Origin of the sequence: Pedobacter sp. UYP30 (genome assembly GCF_040547165.1) — a bacterium.
GTDB lineage: Bacteria > Bacteroidota > Bacteroidia > Sphingobacteriales > Sphingobacteriaceae > Pedobacter.
In genome coordinates, this window is record NZ_JBEPPD010000005.1 from 135,791 (window position 1) to 148,976 (window position 13,186).

The 13,186-nt window shown below is 37.7% G+C and carries 18 protein-coding genes; 6 read left to right on the forward strand and 12 right to left on the reverse strand.

Features of this window, described 5'->3' with window-relative positions; genetic code table 11:
- Positions 1–39: 39 nt before the first annotated feature.
- The 3 genes from ABIB40_RS07945 to ABIB40_RS07955 are packed head-to-tail and all read right to left on the reverse strand — an operon-like array spanning position 40 to position 1,641.
- Positions 40–252 (reverse strand): CcmD family protein, encoded by a 213-nt coding sequence (locus ABIB40_RS07945; RefSeq protein ID WP_354357770.1) that lies wholly within the window; start codon positions 250–252, stop codon positions 40–42.
- Position 253: 1 nt separating this feature from the next.
- A complete protein-coding gene (gene ccsA, locus ABIB40_RS07950; protein WP_354357772.1) occupies positions 254–916 on the reverse strand; it encodes a cytochrome c biogenesis protein CcsA in 663 nt (220 codons plus the stop codon).
- A gap of 59 nt (positions 917–975) precedes the next feature.
- Positions 976–1,641, reverse strand: a complete 666-nt coding sequence (locus ABIB40_RS07955) for a heme exporter protein CcmB (protein ID WP_354357774.1) — start codon at positions 1,639–1,641, stop codon at positions 976–978.
- 70 nt (positions 1,642–1,711) lie between these two features.
- On the opposite strand from ABIB40_RS07955, the gene ABIB40_RS07960 reads away from it, so the two are divergent.
- Positions 1,712–2,233: a methylated-DNA--[protein]-cysteine S-methyltransferase gene (locus ABIB40_RS07960; protein ID WP_354357776.1), complete on the forward strand. Its 522-nt coding sequence runs from the start codon at positions 1,712–1,714 to the stop codon at positions 2,231–2,233.
- Between the two features lie 52 nt (positions 2,234–2,285).
- Here the strand turns inward: ABIB40_RS07960 and ABIB40_RS07965 are convergent, their stop codons facing one another.
- The 4 genes from ABIB40_RS07965 to ABIB40_RS07980 all read right to left on the reverse strand — a co-directional run bounded on the left by ABIB40_RS07965 (position 2,286) and on the right by ABIB40_RS07980 (position 5,162).
- The gene (locus ABIB40_RS07965) at positions 2,286–2,717 is read right to left on the reverse strand and encodes a hypothetical protein (protein WP_354357778.1); all 432 of its coding nucleotides are present in this window, start codon (positions 2,715–2,717) and stop codon (positions 2,286–2,288) included.
- A gap of 33 nt (positions 2,718–2,750) precedes the next feature.
- Entirely contained in the window at positions 2,751–3,086 is a 336-nt protein-coding gene (gene gldC, locus ABIB40_RS07970) for a gliding motility protein GldC (RefSeq protein ID WP_354357780.1), read from the reverse strand.
- Positions 3,087–3,542: 456 nt separating this feature from the next.
- Positions 3,543–3,815, reverse strand: coding sequence for a hypothetical protein (locus ABIB40_RS07975; protein ID WP_354357782.1), 273 nt, complete (start codon positions 3,813–3,815; stop codon positions 3,543–3,545).
- A complete protein-coding gene (locus ABIB40_RS07980; RefSeq protein ID WP_354357784.1) occupies positions 3,816–5,162 on the reverse strand; it encodes a DEAD/DEAH box helicase in 1,347 nt (448 codons plus the stop codon).
- Positions 5,163–5,340: 178 nt separating this feature from the next.
- On the opposite strand from ABIB40_RS07980, the gene ABIB40_RS07985 reads away from it, so the two are divergent.
- The gene (locus tag ABIB40_RS07985) at positions 5,341–6,675 is read left to right on the forward strand and encodes a dihydroorotase (protein ID WP_354357786.1); all 1,335 of its coding nucleotides are present in this window, start codon (positions 5,341–5,343) and stop codon (positions 6,673–6,675) included.
- A gap of 11 nt (positions 6,676–6,686) precedes the next feature.
- On the opposite strand, the gene ABIB40_RS07990 is transcribed toward ABIB40_RS07985, so the two are convergent.
- A complete protein-coding gene (locus ABIB40_RS07990) occupies positions 6,687–7,010 on the reverse strand; it encodes a DUF5615 family PIN-like protein (RefSeq protein WP_354357788.1) in 324 nt (107 codons plus the stop codon).
- On the reverse strand, positions 6,994–7,227 hold the full coding sequence (locus ABIB40_RS07995) for a DUF433 domain-containing protein (RefSeq protein ID WP_354357790.1): 234 nt from the start codon (positions 7,225–7,227) through the stop codon (positions 6,994–6,996). The genes ABIB40_RS07990 and ABIB40_RS07995 overlap by 17 nt, the downstream gene beginning before the upstream one ends.
- Before the next feature lie 152 nt (positions 7,228–7,379).
- Here ABIB40_RS07995 and ABIB40_RS08000 point away from each other — a divergent pair, with 152 nt between their 5' ends.
- Genes ABIB40_RS08000 through ABIB40_RS08010 form a run of 3 tightly spaced genes read left to right on the forward strand, consistent with a single transcriptional unit; the run spans position 7,380 to position 8,991 of the window.
- On the forward strand, positions 7,380–7,580 hold the full coding sequence (locus ABIB40_RS08000) for a DUF2683 family protein (RefSeq protein WP_354357792.1): 201 nt from the start codon (positions 7,380–7,382) through the stop codon (positions 7,578–7,580).
- Between the two features lie 59 nt (positions 7,581–7,639).
- Entirely contained in the window at positions 7,640–7,900 is a 261-nt protein-coding gene (locus tag ABIB40_RS08005; protein ID WP_354357794.1) for a Txe/YoeB family addiction module toxin, read from the forward strand.
- On the forward strand, positions 7,900–8,991 hold the full coding sequence (locus ABIB40_RS08010) for a DUF3810 domain-containing protein (protein ID WP_354357796.1): 1,092 nt from the start codon (positions 7,900–7,902) through the stop codon (positions 8,989–8,991). Before ABIB40_RS08005 ends, ABIB40_RS08010 begins: the two co-directional genes overlap by 1 nt.
- Before the next feature lie 122 nt (positions 8,992–9,113).
- Here the strand turns inward: ABIB40_RS08010 and ABIB40_RS08015 are convergent, their stop codons facing one another.
- Positions 9,114–9,695 carry a MiaE family protein gene (locus ABIB40_RS08015; RefSeq protein ID WP_354357798.1) on the reverse strand — a complete coding sequence of 194 codons (582 nt, stop codon included), beginning with the start codon at positions 9,693–9,695 and terminating at the stop codon, positions 9,114–9,116.
- A 143-nt stretch (positions 9,696–9,838) separates the two neighbouring features.
- Between ABIB40_RS08015 and ABIB40_RS08020 the strand changes: the two genes are divergently transcribed.
- Positions 9,839–11,101 carry a glycosyltransferase gene (locus ABIB40_RS08020; protein ID WP_354357800.1) on the forward strand — a complete coding sequence of 421 codons (1,263 nt, stop codon included), beginning with the start codon at positions 9,839–9,841 and terminating at the stop codon, positions 11,099–11,101.
- 17 nt (positions 11,102–11,118) lie between these two features.
- On the opposite strand, the gene ABIB40_RS08025 is transcribed toward ABIB40_RS08020, so the two are convergent.
- Both ABIB40_RS08025 and ABIB40_RS08030 read right to left on the reverse strand, forming a co-directional pair.
- Entirely contained in the window at positions 11,119–12,168 is a 1,050-nt protein-coding gene (locus ABIB40_RS08025; RefSeq protein WP_354357802.1) for a TerC family protein, read from the reverse strand.
- Positions 12,168–13,139 carry a polyprenyl synthetase family protein gene (locus tag ABIB40_RS08030; RefSeq protein ID WP_354357804.1) on the reverse strand — a complete coding sequence of 324 codons (972 nt, stop codon included), beginning with the start codon at positions 13,137–13,139 and terminating at the stop codon, positions 12,168–12,170. Before ABIB40_RS08030 ends, ABIB40_RS08025 begins: the two co-directional genes overlap by 1 nt.
- Between the last annotated feature and the right edge of the window lie 47 nt (positions 13,140–13,186).

Consider the following 13,186-nt stretch of genomic DNA (forward strand, 5'->3'; position numbering starts at 1 on the left):
TTCACCTCAAAAACAGGTTTAAACGAACTAAAGCTAGTTTTAAATAGATTTTTCTTTTTCTATTTTTTTTAATCTTCTATCTAAAGAAAAAAGATAAAGCAGCAGACCAATCAAAATGATGGTTACACAAATGACCACTACGTAAATTTTGCCATTCTCGCGAAGCCTATCCGCCATTTCTATGCTGTTGTCTTGAGCAAATAACTGTACCGACGCAAGCATCAAAATCAGAGAAAATAAAACCTTTTTCATATTAGTTGTTCTGTAATTTGTGTTCGATAGAACGTAATCTATAACGGATGGTGTAAATCCAAAAACCTATCAAAATCCACCCCGCACAAGCAGGATAAAAAACCATGCGCATTCTACTGTCTAAATCGTAACTGTTAAATCCTGGATTTCCACCGTTTCCGGGATGAAGGGAATCTTGTAGTCTCGGCAAAACGAAAAGCAATACAATCATCATTGGGAAAGCAAAAATATTATAAATGGCAGATATTTTGGCGCGCTTTTGCTCCTCATCTATAGCACTACGCAAAATTAGATAGGCAAAATACAGCAATAAAGAAATGGCTGCGAAATTTTGCTTAGGATCGAAACTCCAAAATTGCCCCCATGTAAATTTTGCCCAAACAGAACCGGTAATCAAACCAAGTATACCAAAAATAATCGCTGCATTTACACTCTCAACGGCTTTCAAGTCATATTCCTCTTGCTGAGTACTTAAACTTTTAATGCTGTAGTACACAGAAATAGAAAATAAAACGACCATCGAAAACCACATCGGCACATGAAAATACAGGTTTCTTATGGTTTCATTAAGAATTGCCAAGCGGGGCACTGGCATTAAAAAACCAGCAATTGTGGAATAAAACACTAAGACTGCCGCTAAAATTTTCCACCATTTTTTATACATATCAATTTATAAAATACTATGTTTACGCATGTAAAAACTGCTTATTCATTCAAAATCTATCAATCTCGCCAAAGGTATGGAAATAACAACAACGAGGTTGCCACCGTTAACACATTTACTATGACCAACATTCCCATTTCGTCATAACTGTTTTCCCAAGGCAAACCGTCTACCGCATTCTTAGCAAGCCTTATAAGCAAAATAAGTACTGGAATAATAATCGGAAAACTCAAAATTGCCATTAACATACCGCCATTTCCAGCTTTACTGGCAATGGCAGAAACCATGGTAAAAACCGTGGAAAAACTTAAGCTTCCAAATACAACCGCCATGTAATATAATAACAAATCTGGCGGCGTAAAACCGTCAAAAACCAGACTATAAAAACCCAAAGCGATGGTAGTTAAAGCAACCATCAATAAAATATTATAAATTGTTTTTGAAATTAAAATTGCTGCCGGACATGCCAGAACGTAGTTGTAAAGTTGTTGCCCCTTCGTTTCTTGCAAAAAACTTTTTGATACGCCGTTAATAGATGCAAATAGTATAATTACCCAAAACAATGCATTCCAGGCAAGCTTATCGCCGAGGCTTACAAAAGATAAGTAGCAAGTAAAAATAGTAGAAACAACATATAACAACACACCATTAATGGTATATTTTGAGCGCCACTCTAATAGCAAATCTTTTTGGATGAGATATTTAACCTCCTGGACCAGTTGCATGCTACAAAGATACTTTTATTGAGAAATTTTGATTGTTGTAATTGTTGGATTGTTGTAATTTTGTTTTTAAATGCAGCATACATTTACATCTTTTATAGAAACGCCCATAGGTAAAGTAACCATTTTGGCCGATGATGACTTTGTTTCTGAAGTTTCGTTTGATGAGCGCTTGAAAAACGACGCTAAAAAAGGACTAAAAAATCTCGAAAGCGAGGTGCAACATCCAAATAAATTAACGGCTATTGCTGCAGCGCAACTGCAAGAATATTTTGCTGGAATCCGTAGTCAGTTCACTTTTCCAATAAGACAGCGAGGCACCGATTTTCAGCAGGAAGTTTGGCAAAAACTATTGGAGATACCTTTTGGCCAAACCACCAGTTACGCAAAATTCTCTAGCCACAAGCCTTTGGCCATTAGGGCAATTGCCGCAGCTAACGGAAAAAACAACGTAGCCATTGTGGTTCCCTGCCATAGGGTAATTGGTAGCAACGGCAAATTGGTAGGTTATGCAGGTGGCTTATGGCGCAAACAATGGCTGCTACTGCACGAAAGAAAAATTGCACAGCTGGGGCAATCTGAATTGGAATTTTAAGAAAAACTACGCATTGTAACTACAGAAATGATGTTCTAGTAGCCCAAAATTTCTATTCTATTGGTTCTGATAAATCTCCATTCGTATCTGCCACGGTTTCTTTAGTTTTCCTTTTCCCAACACTAAAAATAATTAACGCAACTCCAACCAAAACCACAATCCAACCCCATTGAAAATGAATTGTTTTAAATAGCAGTCTGTCTACAAATTTGTGCGAAGTATAATTGCCTGCCGTAAACCAAACGGCAAACAAGCTCAATATGTACCACACTAATAATGCAATACCCAAAAACCTGAAAGCCCCTCGTTTGTTCAAAAAAAGAAAAAAAGCAGTAATGGCAAGCAAAAAATAGGTAATAAAAAACAACCTACTATCCGATTGGTAAAGGTTCCAATTCCCTTTGATCGGCACTTTTAATACGGGGCAAAAACCAGCAATAAAACAAAGCAGAATGCCAAGCCACGCCATAAATTTATTGATCATCTTTTTACTAGGTTAGTAAATGTGTGATTGGGTCTATTTCTTCATATCAATTTGCATCTTATCTGCAAAATGTGCGCAATAATCGCGAAGGTCTTCTACAATTAAAGTTTCGCCGGTTGCTTTTAAAAAGCTATCTCCCATGGTCTGCAACGTTTCGTAAAAAAAACGTTTCATCTCATCAACAGGCATATCTTTGGTCCATAAATCTATCCGCATAGAATTCTTATAATTATGGTCCCATAATGCCAAGATCATAGATTTTACCGGCACTTTATCTGTGGTTTCTGCATCTGTACTTTCCCAGACAATGTTTTCTGGCATGTTCGTATCATCTAATTCTACGGTTATTTTAATCTCTGCTTTTTTCATGTTGTACTATTCGTTGTACTATTATAAAAAGGATAAATTTCTTAGCGTCAGTTTAAAATTTCATTTCCATTGCTGGCTTCCACCTTGTTAAAAACGCCCTCTTCTTTACCCAACGCTGTCCTATCCGGACGGGAGCCTTTCTTTTTCTTGATAAAAAGAAACAAAAATCAAGGCTGGCGCCTCTTTGGGTAAAAATTCGCCAAGCTGTTTAATATCGATGATTCGAGGCCTTACCCCTGCTTTTGCCTTCGCCCTGCTGCGAATCCTCTTCGCACAAGCAACCCGAAAGGCCTTTGCAAGCAAGCTTTAGGCGTTTTTTCCTCCAAACAGTTGCTATGCCAATCCCACCGAGTTGGCTAAGGCTATTTTATTTAACCAAATTTAAAAAGGCTCTTATTTCTCATAAATATTTTAGGATGCAAAGATGTTCATTTTGCTTTCAAAAACGGTAATTTCTTAGGCTACTTTTTGTAAAATAAGCATCAAAACTATTGCGATCACTATAAATATCAATTCTACTATCCAAACCCGTTTTAAGCTTTTTAGGGTAAATCTAAAAATCAGATCGGTTATAAACGTAACCACCGCTAGGCAACCAAGCACCAATATTAAAATTCCGTTTGTGTTAAAGTGCAAAGCACCGTTTTGCGTGGGATTTATAATGCGATATGTCGCGTATGCCACGCTAATGGCACCAACAATGTTTAGAGGTGTAACCCTTAATTTCATTTATTTCTTCTTGTCGAAACGCTTTCCCTTTTTAAAACTTCTTATCTCCTTGCCCGCCTTCGCTTTTGCCTTTTCTCTTTCTCTTTTCTCTATGGTGGCGGCGTTTTTCTTCTCGTGGAAAGCGCCTTGAAAATCTGGGTCGTCTTTACGCTTTTGCAAATCGACCTCTTTGGCTATTTGCTGGCGTTCTTCGTAGGCAGTTTCCTCCATAAAAACTCCCTCCGGAATTTCTGCAACGGGAATAAACTGCCTGATCAGCTTTTCTATTTTGCGGATGTAGTATTTTTCTGCCTCATTCGCAAAAGTAATGGCATCGCCTTTGGCAAATGCCCTGCCGGTACGGCCAATTCTGTGCACGTAATCTTCTATTATAATCGGCACATCAAAATTTATCACATGGCTCACATCGCTCACATCTATTCCCCTACTGGCAACATCGGTAGCAACCAACACCCTCACATTCCCTTCTTTAAAACTGTTGATAGAGTTTATACGTGTGTTTTGACCCTTATTTGCATGGATAACCCGAACATTTTTTGCACCATATTTACGCTGCATAAAATTAAAAATATTGTCTGCAACGTTTTTTGTTTTACAAAATATAATCAGCCTGCTAAAAGCTTCATCATCTTTTAAGAGATGTTGTAAAAGGTTAAGTTTCGTCTTAAAATTAGGCACATAATAAAGCGTCTGTGTAACGTTTGCAGCGGGGGTAGCCTGTTCTGAAGTTTCGATTACCACGGGATTTTTCAAGAAATCTCCGGCAATTTTCTGAACCAACGCACCCATAGTTGCAGAAAACAAAAGGTTTTGGCGCTTTCTGGGCACTATTTCCAATACACGATGAATGGAACCGATGAAGCCCATGTCCATCATTTTATCTGCCTCATCTAACACCAAAAACTTTATACTTTGCGTGTTGATATCGCCTGTTAGATAAAGATCTAAAAACCTGCCTGGCGTAGCAATCAAAATATCTATCCCTTTTGAAATCTGTTCTTTTTGCGTTTTAGGTCCCAAACCGCCAAAAATAACCAAAGAGCGCAAATCGGTGTACGTTGAGAACAATTTTACCTGCTCGGCAATTTGCATGGCCAATTCTCTAGTTGGAGATAAAATAAGCGCCCTGGGATTATTGCCTTGGGCATACTTCAACTGCATCAAAATTGGCAACACAAAGGCTGCAGTTTTTCCTGTTCCGGTTTCGGCGATACCAAATAAATCTTGGCCAGATAACACCGGGCCAATGGCTTTTTCTTGTATCGGCGTTGCTTCGGTAAAACCCGCATCGGCAATGGCATTTAAAATTTGCCTGTTTAACTTAAATTCCTCAAACGGTTTAGCCATAGCCTGCAAAGATAGAGTTTTTTTTAAAGGGAAATGGAGGTCGGAAAACGGAAGTCAGAGGTCGGAAGTTTAAATGTTCTAATATTTAAGAATTACGGCACTCGCTTAGTATTTCTCGTTAAGTTTGTCTCAAATCTCATGTCTCACATCTCAAATCTATTTTCCTAACTTTACCACCATGAACACTTACCTTATAAAAGCCGCTACCGTTGTAAACGAAGGACAAAAATTAGTGACCGACGTATTGATTAAGGATGGTCTTATCGAGAAAATCGGGCAAAATTTATCCGCAGAAAATGCCATAGAAATTAATGGCGAAGGACAGTTTCTCTTACCTGGAATGATAGATGACCAAGTTCATTTCCGCGAGCCAGGATTAACGCATAAGGCCGATATTTTTACGGAAAGTATGGCAGCTGTGGCAGGCGGAATTACCTCATTTATGGAAATGCCCAACACCGTTCCAAATGCCCTCGCTCAAGAATTGTTAAACGATAAATATAACATCGCCGCGCAAACTTCTTTGGCAAACTATTCCTTTTATATGGGCGCCAGCAACGATAACATAGAAGAAGTATTAAAAACGGATGTAAAAAACGTATGCGGGCTGAAGGTTTTTATGGGCTCCTCTACGGGCAATATGTTGGTAGATAATGAAAAGACTTTGGAGAACATTTTTAGCAAAGCGCCCATTTTGGTGGCAACGCATTGTGAAGATGAACAAACTATCAGACAAAACATGGCCGAATTTAAAGCCAAATATGGTGATGATCTGACGATAGAAATGCACCCGCTGATTAGAAGCGCAGAAGCTTGCTATAAATCTTCTTCTTTGGCGGTAGAGCTTGCCAAGCGATACAATACGCGGTTGCACATTTTACATATTTCTACCGCAAAAGAAATTGCTTTGTTCGATAACTCTATTCCTTTGGAAGAAAAAAGAATTACTGCCGAGGCCTGTATTCATCACCTTTGGTTTAATGATGCAGATTATGCCGAAAAAGGGAACTTTATAAAATGGAATCCGGCAGTAAAAACCGCTGTAGACCAACAGGCTATTTTAAAAGCTGTTTTAGAAAATCGCATTGACGTAATTGCCACCGACCATGCACCACATACGTTTGAAGAGAAAAGCCAGCCTTATATAAATGCTCCTTCTGGCGGACCGTTGGTACAACATGCTTTACCAGCGCTTTTAGAAATGCATTTGGATGGAAAAATTACCTTAGAAAAAATTGTAGAGAAAACTGCGCATAGTGTTGCCAAATGTTTTGATGTGGAAAAGCGAGGCTACATTCGCGAAGGTTATTGGGCAGATTTAGTACTGATAAATTTAAACGACCCTTGGAAAGCAACCAAGTTGAACACCTTTTATAAATGTGGTTGGAGCCCTTTTGAAGGAAATACTTTTAAAGCAAGCATCACCCATACCTTTGTTTCTGGGAATTTGGCTTATCAAAACGGCAAATTTGTGACCAATGAGATTGGGAAACGGTTGGCGTTTGAAAGGTAGATTTTATACGATTATAAATCAATGATATATGCGCTATGTTTCTCAAAACCTTCCGCTTGCGATTTAAACGATGGGATAAAGGTTTCGAGTTCTTCAATTTTACTTGTAAAGCTATTCAGTACAACTATTGTTACTGCATACCTATCAAGATTTTGCTGGAACATTAAATTTTTATCAATTGTTAACAGAACATCGAAATTATTTTCGACACAATATACCATTAACTTTCCATTTTTAATTCCGCTTAAATTTAACTCTACAACTGTAAAAACATCAAAATCAGCCAAATAATTTTTAAGCCTTTTCGTTACGCATTCATCAAGCAAAATTTTCATTAAGAATATTTGTTGAGGTTGCTATTAATTTTTGAGACATTTCGAGAAGTCTGATTACTTGACTTTTACTTACACCTTCAAAATCTTCTAGAAAAACTTCAATTGAATCTCCAGTTTCTAAATAATCGAAAAGATTTTTTATTGGAACTCTTGTTCCATAAAAAACAGGGGTGCCACCCAAGATGTCTTTATCTACATTGATTAATTGCTTTTCCATTATTGTAGTTTTAAGCGCTTACTCAAAGTTACGACTAATTTAATGTATTTGAAATTGCTATGAAAATCCAATTTACAACAAATGAGATTGGCAAGCGGTTAGCGTTTGAAAGGTAGATTTGCTATATTTGTTCTTATAAAAATCGACACACCATGGAAACCTTAATCGCCCACCCTAAAAACAAAGAGCAGCTTACGGCTTTAAAGGCTTTTGTTAAGGCAATGAAAATAGATTTTAAAACCGAAAAAAGCCCTTATAATCCTGAGTTTGTTGCTAAAATCTTGAGGGGAGTAGAAGAACGTAAATCTGGCAAGCCTGGATTAAAAATCGATGTCGAAAACATGTGGAAATAAAACAACGGTTTATTGACACCACATTAACCTATCTATAAATTTGTAGCAAATGCTTAGCTATGAAAGTTGAATTACACAAAAAGGCAATAAAAGATTTCGAGTTCTGGAAAAAATCTGGAAATATTGCTGTTCAAAAAAAAATACAACAATTAATTTCTGCAATTAGCGAAGATCCTTTCAACGGAATAGGAAAACCTGAACAATTGAAGCACGAATTATCTGAACAGTGGTCTAGGCGAATTAGTGAGGAACATAGAATAATCTACGACGTTATCGACGATATTGTTCATATCTATTCTTTAAAAGGTCATTACAAATAATGACTATTTTAAAGAAGCTATTCGTTAAATTCACGATTCTTTTTGGTCTAGCTATACTAATTTATATTTTTGGCAGCTTCCCAAATTTGGTAGAAACCTATTATTCTACAGTTATTTACCCTTTTATTTCCGTTGCGCTAAGGTTTTTTTCTTCTCTATTTCCTTTTGCCATAGGCGATGTGGTTTACGGCGTGCTCATTGCTTTCATACTTCATCATATTGTTCGGTTTTTCCAGAAGCTGAGGCGAAAACAATTTAAAAAATCGGATAGAGTTATTATTCCGTTAAAAGTTTTTAACTTTTTGCTCATTCTATACATTGCATTTAAGCTGGTTTGGGGTTTAAATTACACTCGAGTTAGTGTAAGCAAAACATTGGGTATTGGCGATGAGAAATATAACGTTAAAGAACTGGTCCTTTTGGGTAATTATTTGATTAATCAAACCAATATATTAAAAGCAAAGGTAGATTCCTTAGGAAAAACCGCACCATTATCTATTAAAGATTTACAAAAAGAATCTGCCGGTGCCTATCAATTTATGGCGAAAAAAAATGAGGTATTCAAATATCCTCAACCTTGTTTGAAGAAAGTGTTGTTTCCTTGGGCCGTAAGTAAGGCTGGAATAGAAGGCTACTATGCGCCGTTAACCGGCGAGGCAAATCTAAATTATAATTTACCAGAATTTGTAAAGCCTTATGTTTCTTGTCATGAAATTGCACACCAATTGGGCATAGCTTACGAGGACGAGGCCAATTTACTTGGCTACCTTGCCGCCATAAACAGTAAAGATGTGCGCTATAAATACTCTGCCAATTACGAAATGCTACGCTATGTGTTGATAGAAATCGCCCTAAAATCTCCAGAAGACTACAATGCGCTGCACGATAAACTTTCTGCAGGCGTTTTGGCCGACTTTAAAACGGAAAAAGAATTTTGGGCAAAATATAACGGCGCCATGTTTGGCTACCTAGATGCCGCATTCGATGGGTTTTTAAAAGCCAACAACCAAGCAAAAGGAATAGACAGCTACCAAGATATTGTTATCTGGCTGTGGAATATTCACAAGGGTGGGTTACACGTTGTGAGTTAAAGGTTACATGTTTGGATTGAAGGTTACAGGGCTGGGTTAGAAAATGTTATAGGTTGTGAGTTATGTGTTCCGAGACTGGGCGCATCCTGACTGGCAACTTTTAACTCGTAACTTCCAACACTTTACCCATGTATCGCCTCTTTAGTGCCAAAACCTTGAATCAACTCCCCTTCAAAATCTAACCATTCCTTCCAGCGCTTATCAACAGCTACATCTACGCTATATTTACGTGCGAAGTTCAAAAAAGTAGTATAGTGGCCTGCTTCAGAAACCATTAAATCGTGGTAAAATTTCGCTAGGTTTTCATCCTTAATATTAAGAGAAAGGACCCTAAAACGTTCGCAACTTCTGGCTTCGATCATGGCAGCAAACAACAATCGATCTATAAAAGCGGTATTTCTGCTACCATCTTTCTTACTAAATTTTACCAATTTACCCACATAATCATCTTTACGCTCGCGAGTTAAGGTATAACCTCGTTCTTTTATAATTTCGATGACCATTTGAAAATGCTGCATTTCTTCTATCGCGATAGCAGTCAGTTCATCTACCAAATCTTGATGCTCTGAATTTTGGGTAATAAGTGTAATGGCATTAGATGCTGCTTTTTGCTCGCACCAAGCGTGATCTGATAGAATTTCTTCTAAATTAGATTCTGCAATATGTGCCCAACGTGGGTCGGTAACTAATTTTAATCCAAGCATATTTAGGGTTTAGGGTTTAGGGTTTAGGGTTTAGGGTTTAGGGTTTAGGGTTTAGGGTTTAGGGTTTAGGGTTTAGGGTTTAGGCAAAAATAAAAATTTTAACCTCAACTTTTGCTCAAAGCAACGAAAACAGCTTACTTTTGATGTCAAACATATTTATGCATGCAAAGCAATTATTAATCATCGGGTTAGTTTGGCCAGAACCGACTTCATCAGCGGCAGGAACGAGAATGATTCAGCTGGTGGATTTATTTTTGGCAGACGGTTACCAAATCACTTTTTCATCCGCGGCAGCGAAAAGCGACTACAGTTTTGTATTTTCTACAAAAGTAAAGGAGGAACACATAAAACTAAACGACGAAAGCTTTAATACATTTGTAAAAGCCCTTGCCCCGACTGTAGTGATGTTCGACAGATTTATGATAGAGGAGCAATATGGTTGGCGTGTGCAGCAAGAATGCCCAAATGCTTTACGCATTTTAGATACCGAAGATTTACATTTTCTGCGCAGGGCGAGAACAGAAGCAAACAAAAAACAGCTAGATTTTACTCCCGATCAACTATACACCACCGACGCAAAACGAGAAATTGCCGCTATTTTACGGTGCGATTTATCCTTGATTATCTCCGAAATCGAGATGAAAATTTTGTTGGAACAATTTAAAATTGACGCTGCCCTTCTATTTTATCTTCCTTTTTTGGAGTCGAAAATTACCGACAAAACAGTAGCAGAATGGAATTTGTTCAATCAACGAAAAGATTTTATGTTTATTGGAAATTTTTTACACGAGCCAAATTGGAAAACGGTTCTAACTTTAAAAACTGAGGTTTGGCCGCAGCTAAGCAAACTGCTCCCAAGTGCACATTTAAACATTTATGGTGCTTATCCCACGCAAAAAGTATTTCAGCTAGAAAATAAAAAAGAGCGAATTTTTGTTAAAGGCAGAGCCGATGATGCAAAGAAAACTTTATCGACGCATAGGGTTTTATTGTCGCCAAGCAAATTCGGTGCAGGTTTAAAAGGCAAATTTATAGACGCCATGCAAACCGGTACGCCAGCTATCACTACAAGTATTGGCGCTGAAGGAATGGTTGGAGATTTAGAATGGCCAGGCCATATTGCTAACGATATTGAAGCATTTGTGAAAGCCGCTGTTGCCCTTTATACAGATGAAGAAAAGTGGACAATCGCGCAGCAAAAAGGCAGAAAAGTGATTAATGAGCGTTATTGTGCAGATAAGTTTAAGACGCTATTCATTTCTTATATAGACGATTTATGGCACAACCTAAGCAAACACCGCCAAGCGAATTTTATCGGCCAACTGTTACAACATCATACTTTGCAAAGCAGCAAATACTTATCATTGTGGATTGAGGAAAAGAACAAACCGAAGAGCGGATTTTGATAGAAGAGGCCGTTGTTTTAAACTTTTGCCTCTTTCTTTGGAAATGCGATGGAGGCCACAACGCTGAGCACCAAAATACCCAGAATAACAATTAAGGAATGTTCTGTAGTAAAACCCCAAAAATGGAGGTAATTATGCAACAACATTTTAAGCCCTATAAACGTAAGCAAAAACGCCAAACCAGTTTTTAGGTAATGGAACTTGTGGATGATGTTTACCAACAGAAAAAACATTGATCTTAAACCCAAAATGGCAAAAATGTTTGAGAAAAACACAATGTAGGGGTCTTTGGTCACCGCAAATATTGCTGGGATGGAATCTACGGCGAATAAAAGATCCGTAAACTCTACAATAAGCAACACCAAAAACAAAGGTGTAACGAGCGTTTTGGCATTAATCTTTACAAAAAACTTTTTCCCTTCGTATTTTGGATGGATAGCGAAAATCTTGGCCGCCCATTTGACGACAGGATGATTCTCGGTATCAATCTTATCGTCTTCATCTGAACTGAAAAACATTTTAACTCCGGTAAACAGCAAAAATGCTCCGAACACATATAAAATCCAGCCAAACTTTGTAATGAGAGCTGCACCAACAAAAATGAAGATACAGCGCATAATTATTGCACCTAAAATACCCCAAAACAGCACGCGGTGGTAATATTTCTCTTCTACTGCAAAGGCAGAAAAGATCAACACGATTACAAAAATATTATCTACCGATAGTGCATACTCAATAACGTAGCCGGTTAAAAACTCTAAGCCTAAATTTTGCTTGTAAAGAGCAATACTTTGGGGAAAATTATTTGGTATTAGCGTAATGTTGTGCTTATGCCTAACCACAATCTCCTTTAATTGCGCAAAATTATGTATGCCGTGCAATTCTTGCCCTTCCGTTATCAGAACAAAATAAAAGCCCACAGCCAATGCCACCATAATGAAGCTCATAATGGAAGCTTGTTTTAAACTTACAATGTGTTCTTTTTTACTGAAAAGACCCAAATCTAATGCAAGAATTAACACAATGAAAAGAAGAAAACCTAGGCTAAACAGTAATTCGTTGCTCATTATTTCTTTCGTTCTGTGGTATAAAGCACCAATTGTTCCAAGCCGACTCTTGCTTCACCCTCCGTAAATTGATGTAATATTTCAAATGCTTTCTGCTGGTATTCTTCCATCTTCTTGTTGGCAGATACCAGCCCATCCTTTTCTACTACAAAATCTATTATTTCTTGTATTTTCCCATGATCACCCTGATGGTTTTTAACTAAATTAATAATTCGTTTTCGCTCAGTTCTTCCGGTGTTGCTTAATGCGTAAATCAACGGTAATGTTATTTTTTTTTCTTTAATATCAATACCCAATGGTTTACCGATTTTATCTGTTCCAAAATCAAATGTGTCATCCTTAATTTGAAAAGCGATGCCCACATATTCTCCAAATAAGCGCATTTTCTCTATTGTTTCTTCATCTGCACCTGCAGAAGCCGCTCCCGCAGCACAACAAGATGCTATTAAAGAAGCTGTTTTTTGTCTGATGACATCAAAATAGAGTGCCTCAGAAATATCCATTTTACGCACCTTCTCAATTTGCAAAAGTTCGCCCTCACTCATTTGCTTCACCGCCTCTGCAACGATTTTTAACAATCCATGCTCATTATTGTCTACAGAAAGTAACAATCCCTTAGAAAACAGATAATCGCCAACCAAAACGGCAATTTTATTTTTCCATAAAGCATTAATAGAGAAGAATCCTCTGCGTTCGTAAGAATTGTCAACCACATCATCATGCACCAAAGTAGCGGTGTGCAACAATTCTACCAAAGCAGCGCCACGATGTGTAGATTCAGAAATTCCGCCGCAAAGTTTGGCCGCAAAAAAAACAAACATAGGTCGCATTTGCTTACCTTTTTGCTTTACAATGTAATGCGTAATTCTATCAAGTAACGGCGCATCGCTGTGCATCGACTCCTTAAAGGTATTTTCAAACGCTTTAATGTCGGCAGCAATTGGCCTCTTTATTTCTTCTATTCCCGGCATGAAGTCGAAAAATTTTTTGATGCAAACTTACCTTTATTTAGCAAGAA

Coding starts and splice junctions, on each gene's coding strand:
- ABIB40_RS07945 (WP_354357770.1), bottom strand. CDS start 252: ATGAAAAAGGTTTTATTTTCTCTGATTTTGATGCTTGCGTCGGTACAG.
- ccsA (WP_354357772.1), bottom strand. CDS start 916: ATGTATAAAAAATGGTGGAAAATTTTAGCGGCAGTCTTAGTGTTTTAT.
- ABIB40_RS07955 (WP_354357774.1), bottom strand. CDS start 1,641: ATGCAACTGGTCCAGGAGGTTAAATATCTCATCCAAAAAGATTTGCTA.
- ABIB40_RS07960 (WP_354357776.1), top strand. CDS start 1,712: ATGCAGCATACATTTACATCTTTTATAGAAACGCCCATAGGTAAAGTA.
- ABIB40_RS07965 (WP_354357778.1), bottom strand. CDS start 2,717: ATGATCAATAAATTTATGGCGTGGCTTGGCATTCTGCTTTGTTTTATT.
- gldC (WP_354357780.1), bottom strand. CDS start 3,086: ATGAAAAAAGCAGAGATTAAAATAACCGTAGAATTAGATGATACGAAC.
- ABIB40_RS07975 (WP_354357782.1), bottom strand. CDS start 3,815: ATGAAATTAAGGGTTACACCTCTAAACATTGTTGGTGCCATTAGCGTG.
- ABIB40_RS07980 (WP_354357784.1), bottom strand. CDS start 5,162: ATGGCTAAACCGTTTGAGGAATTTAAGTTAAACAGGCAAATTTTAAAT.
- ABIB40_RS07985 (WP_354357786.1), top strand. CDS start 5,341: ATGAACACTTACCTTATAAAAGCCGCTACCGTTGTAAACGAAGGACAA.
- ABIB40_RS07990 (WP_354357788.1), bottom strand. CDS start 7,010: ATGAAAATTTTGCTTGATGAATGCGTAACGAAAAGGCTTAAAAATTAT.
- ABIB40_RS07995 (WP_354357790.1), bottom strand. CDS start 7,227: ATGGAAAAGCAATTAATCAATGTAGATAAAGACATCTTGGGTGGCACC.
- ABIB40_RS08000 (WP_354357792.1), top strand. CDS start 7,380: ATGGAAACCTTAATCGCCCACCCTAAAAACAAAGAGCAGCTTACGGCT.
- ABIB40_RS08005 (WP_354357794.1), top strand. CDS start 7,640: ATGAAAGTTGAATTACACAAAAAGGCAATAAAAGATTTCGAGTTCTGG.
- ABIB40_RS08010 (WP_354357796.1), top strand. CDS start 7,900: ATGACTATTTTAAAGAAGCTATTCGTTAAATTCACGATTCTTTTTGGT.
- ABIB40_RS08015 (WP_354357798.1), bottom strand. CDS start 9,695: ATGCTTGGATTAAAATTAGTTACCGACCCACGTTGGGCACATATTGCA.
- ABIB40_RS08020 (WP_354357800.1), top strand. CDS start 9,839: ATGTCAAACATATTTATGCATGCAAAGCAATTATTAATCATCGGGTTA.
- ABIB40_RS08025 (WP_354357802.1), bottom strand. CDS start 12,168: ATGAGCAACGAATTACTGTTTAGCCTAGGTTTTCTTCTTTTCATTGTG.
- ABIB40_RS08030 (WP_354357804.1), bottom strand. CDS start 13,139: ATGCCGGGAATAGAAGAAATAAAGAGGCCAATTGCTGCCGACATTAAA.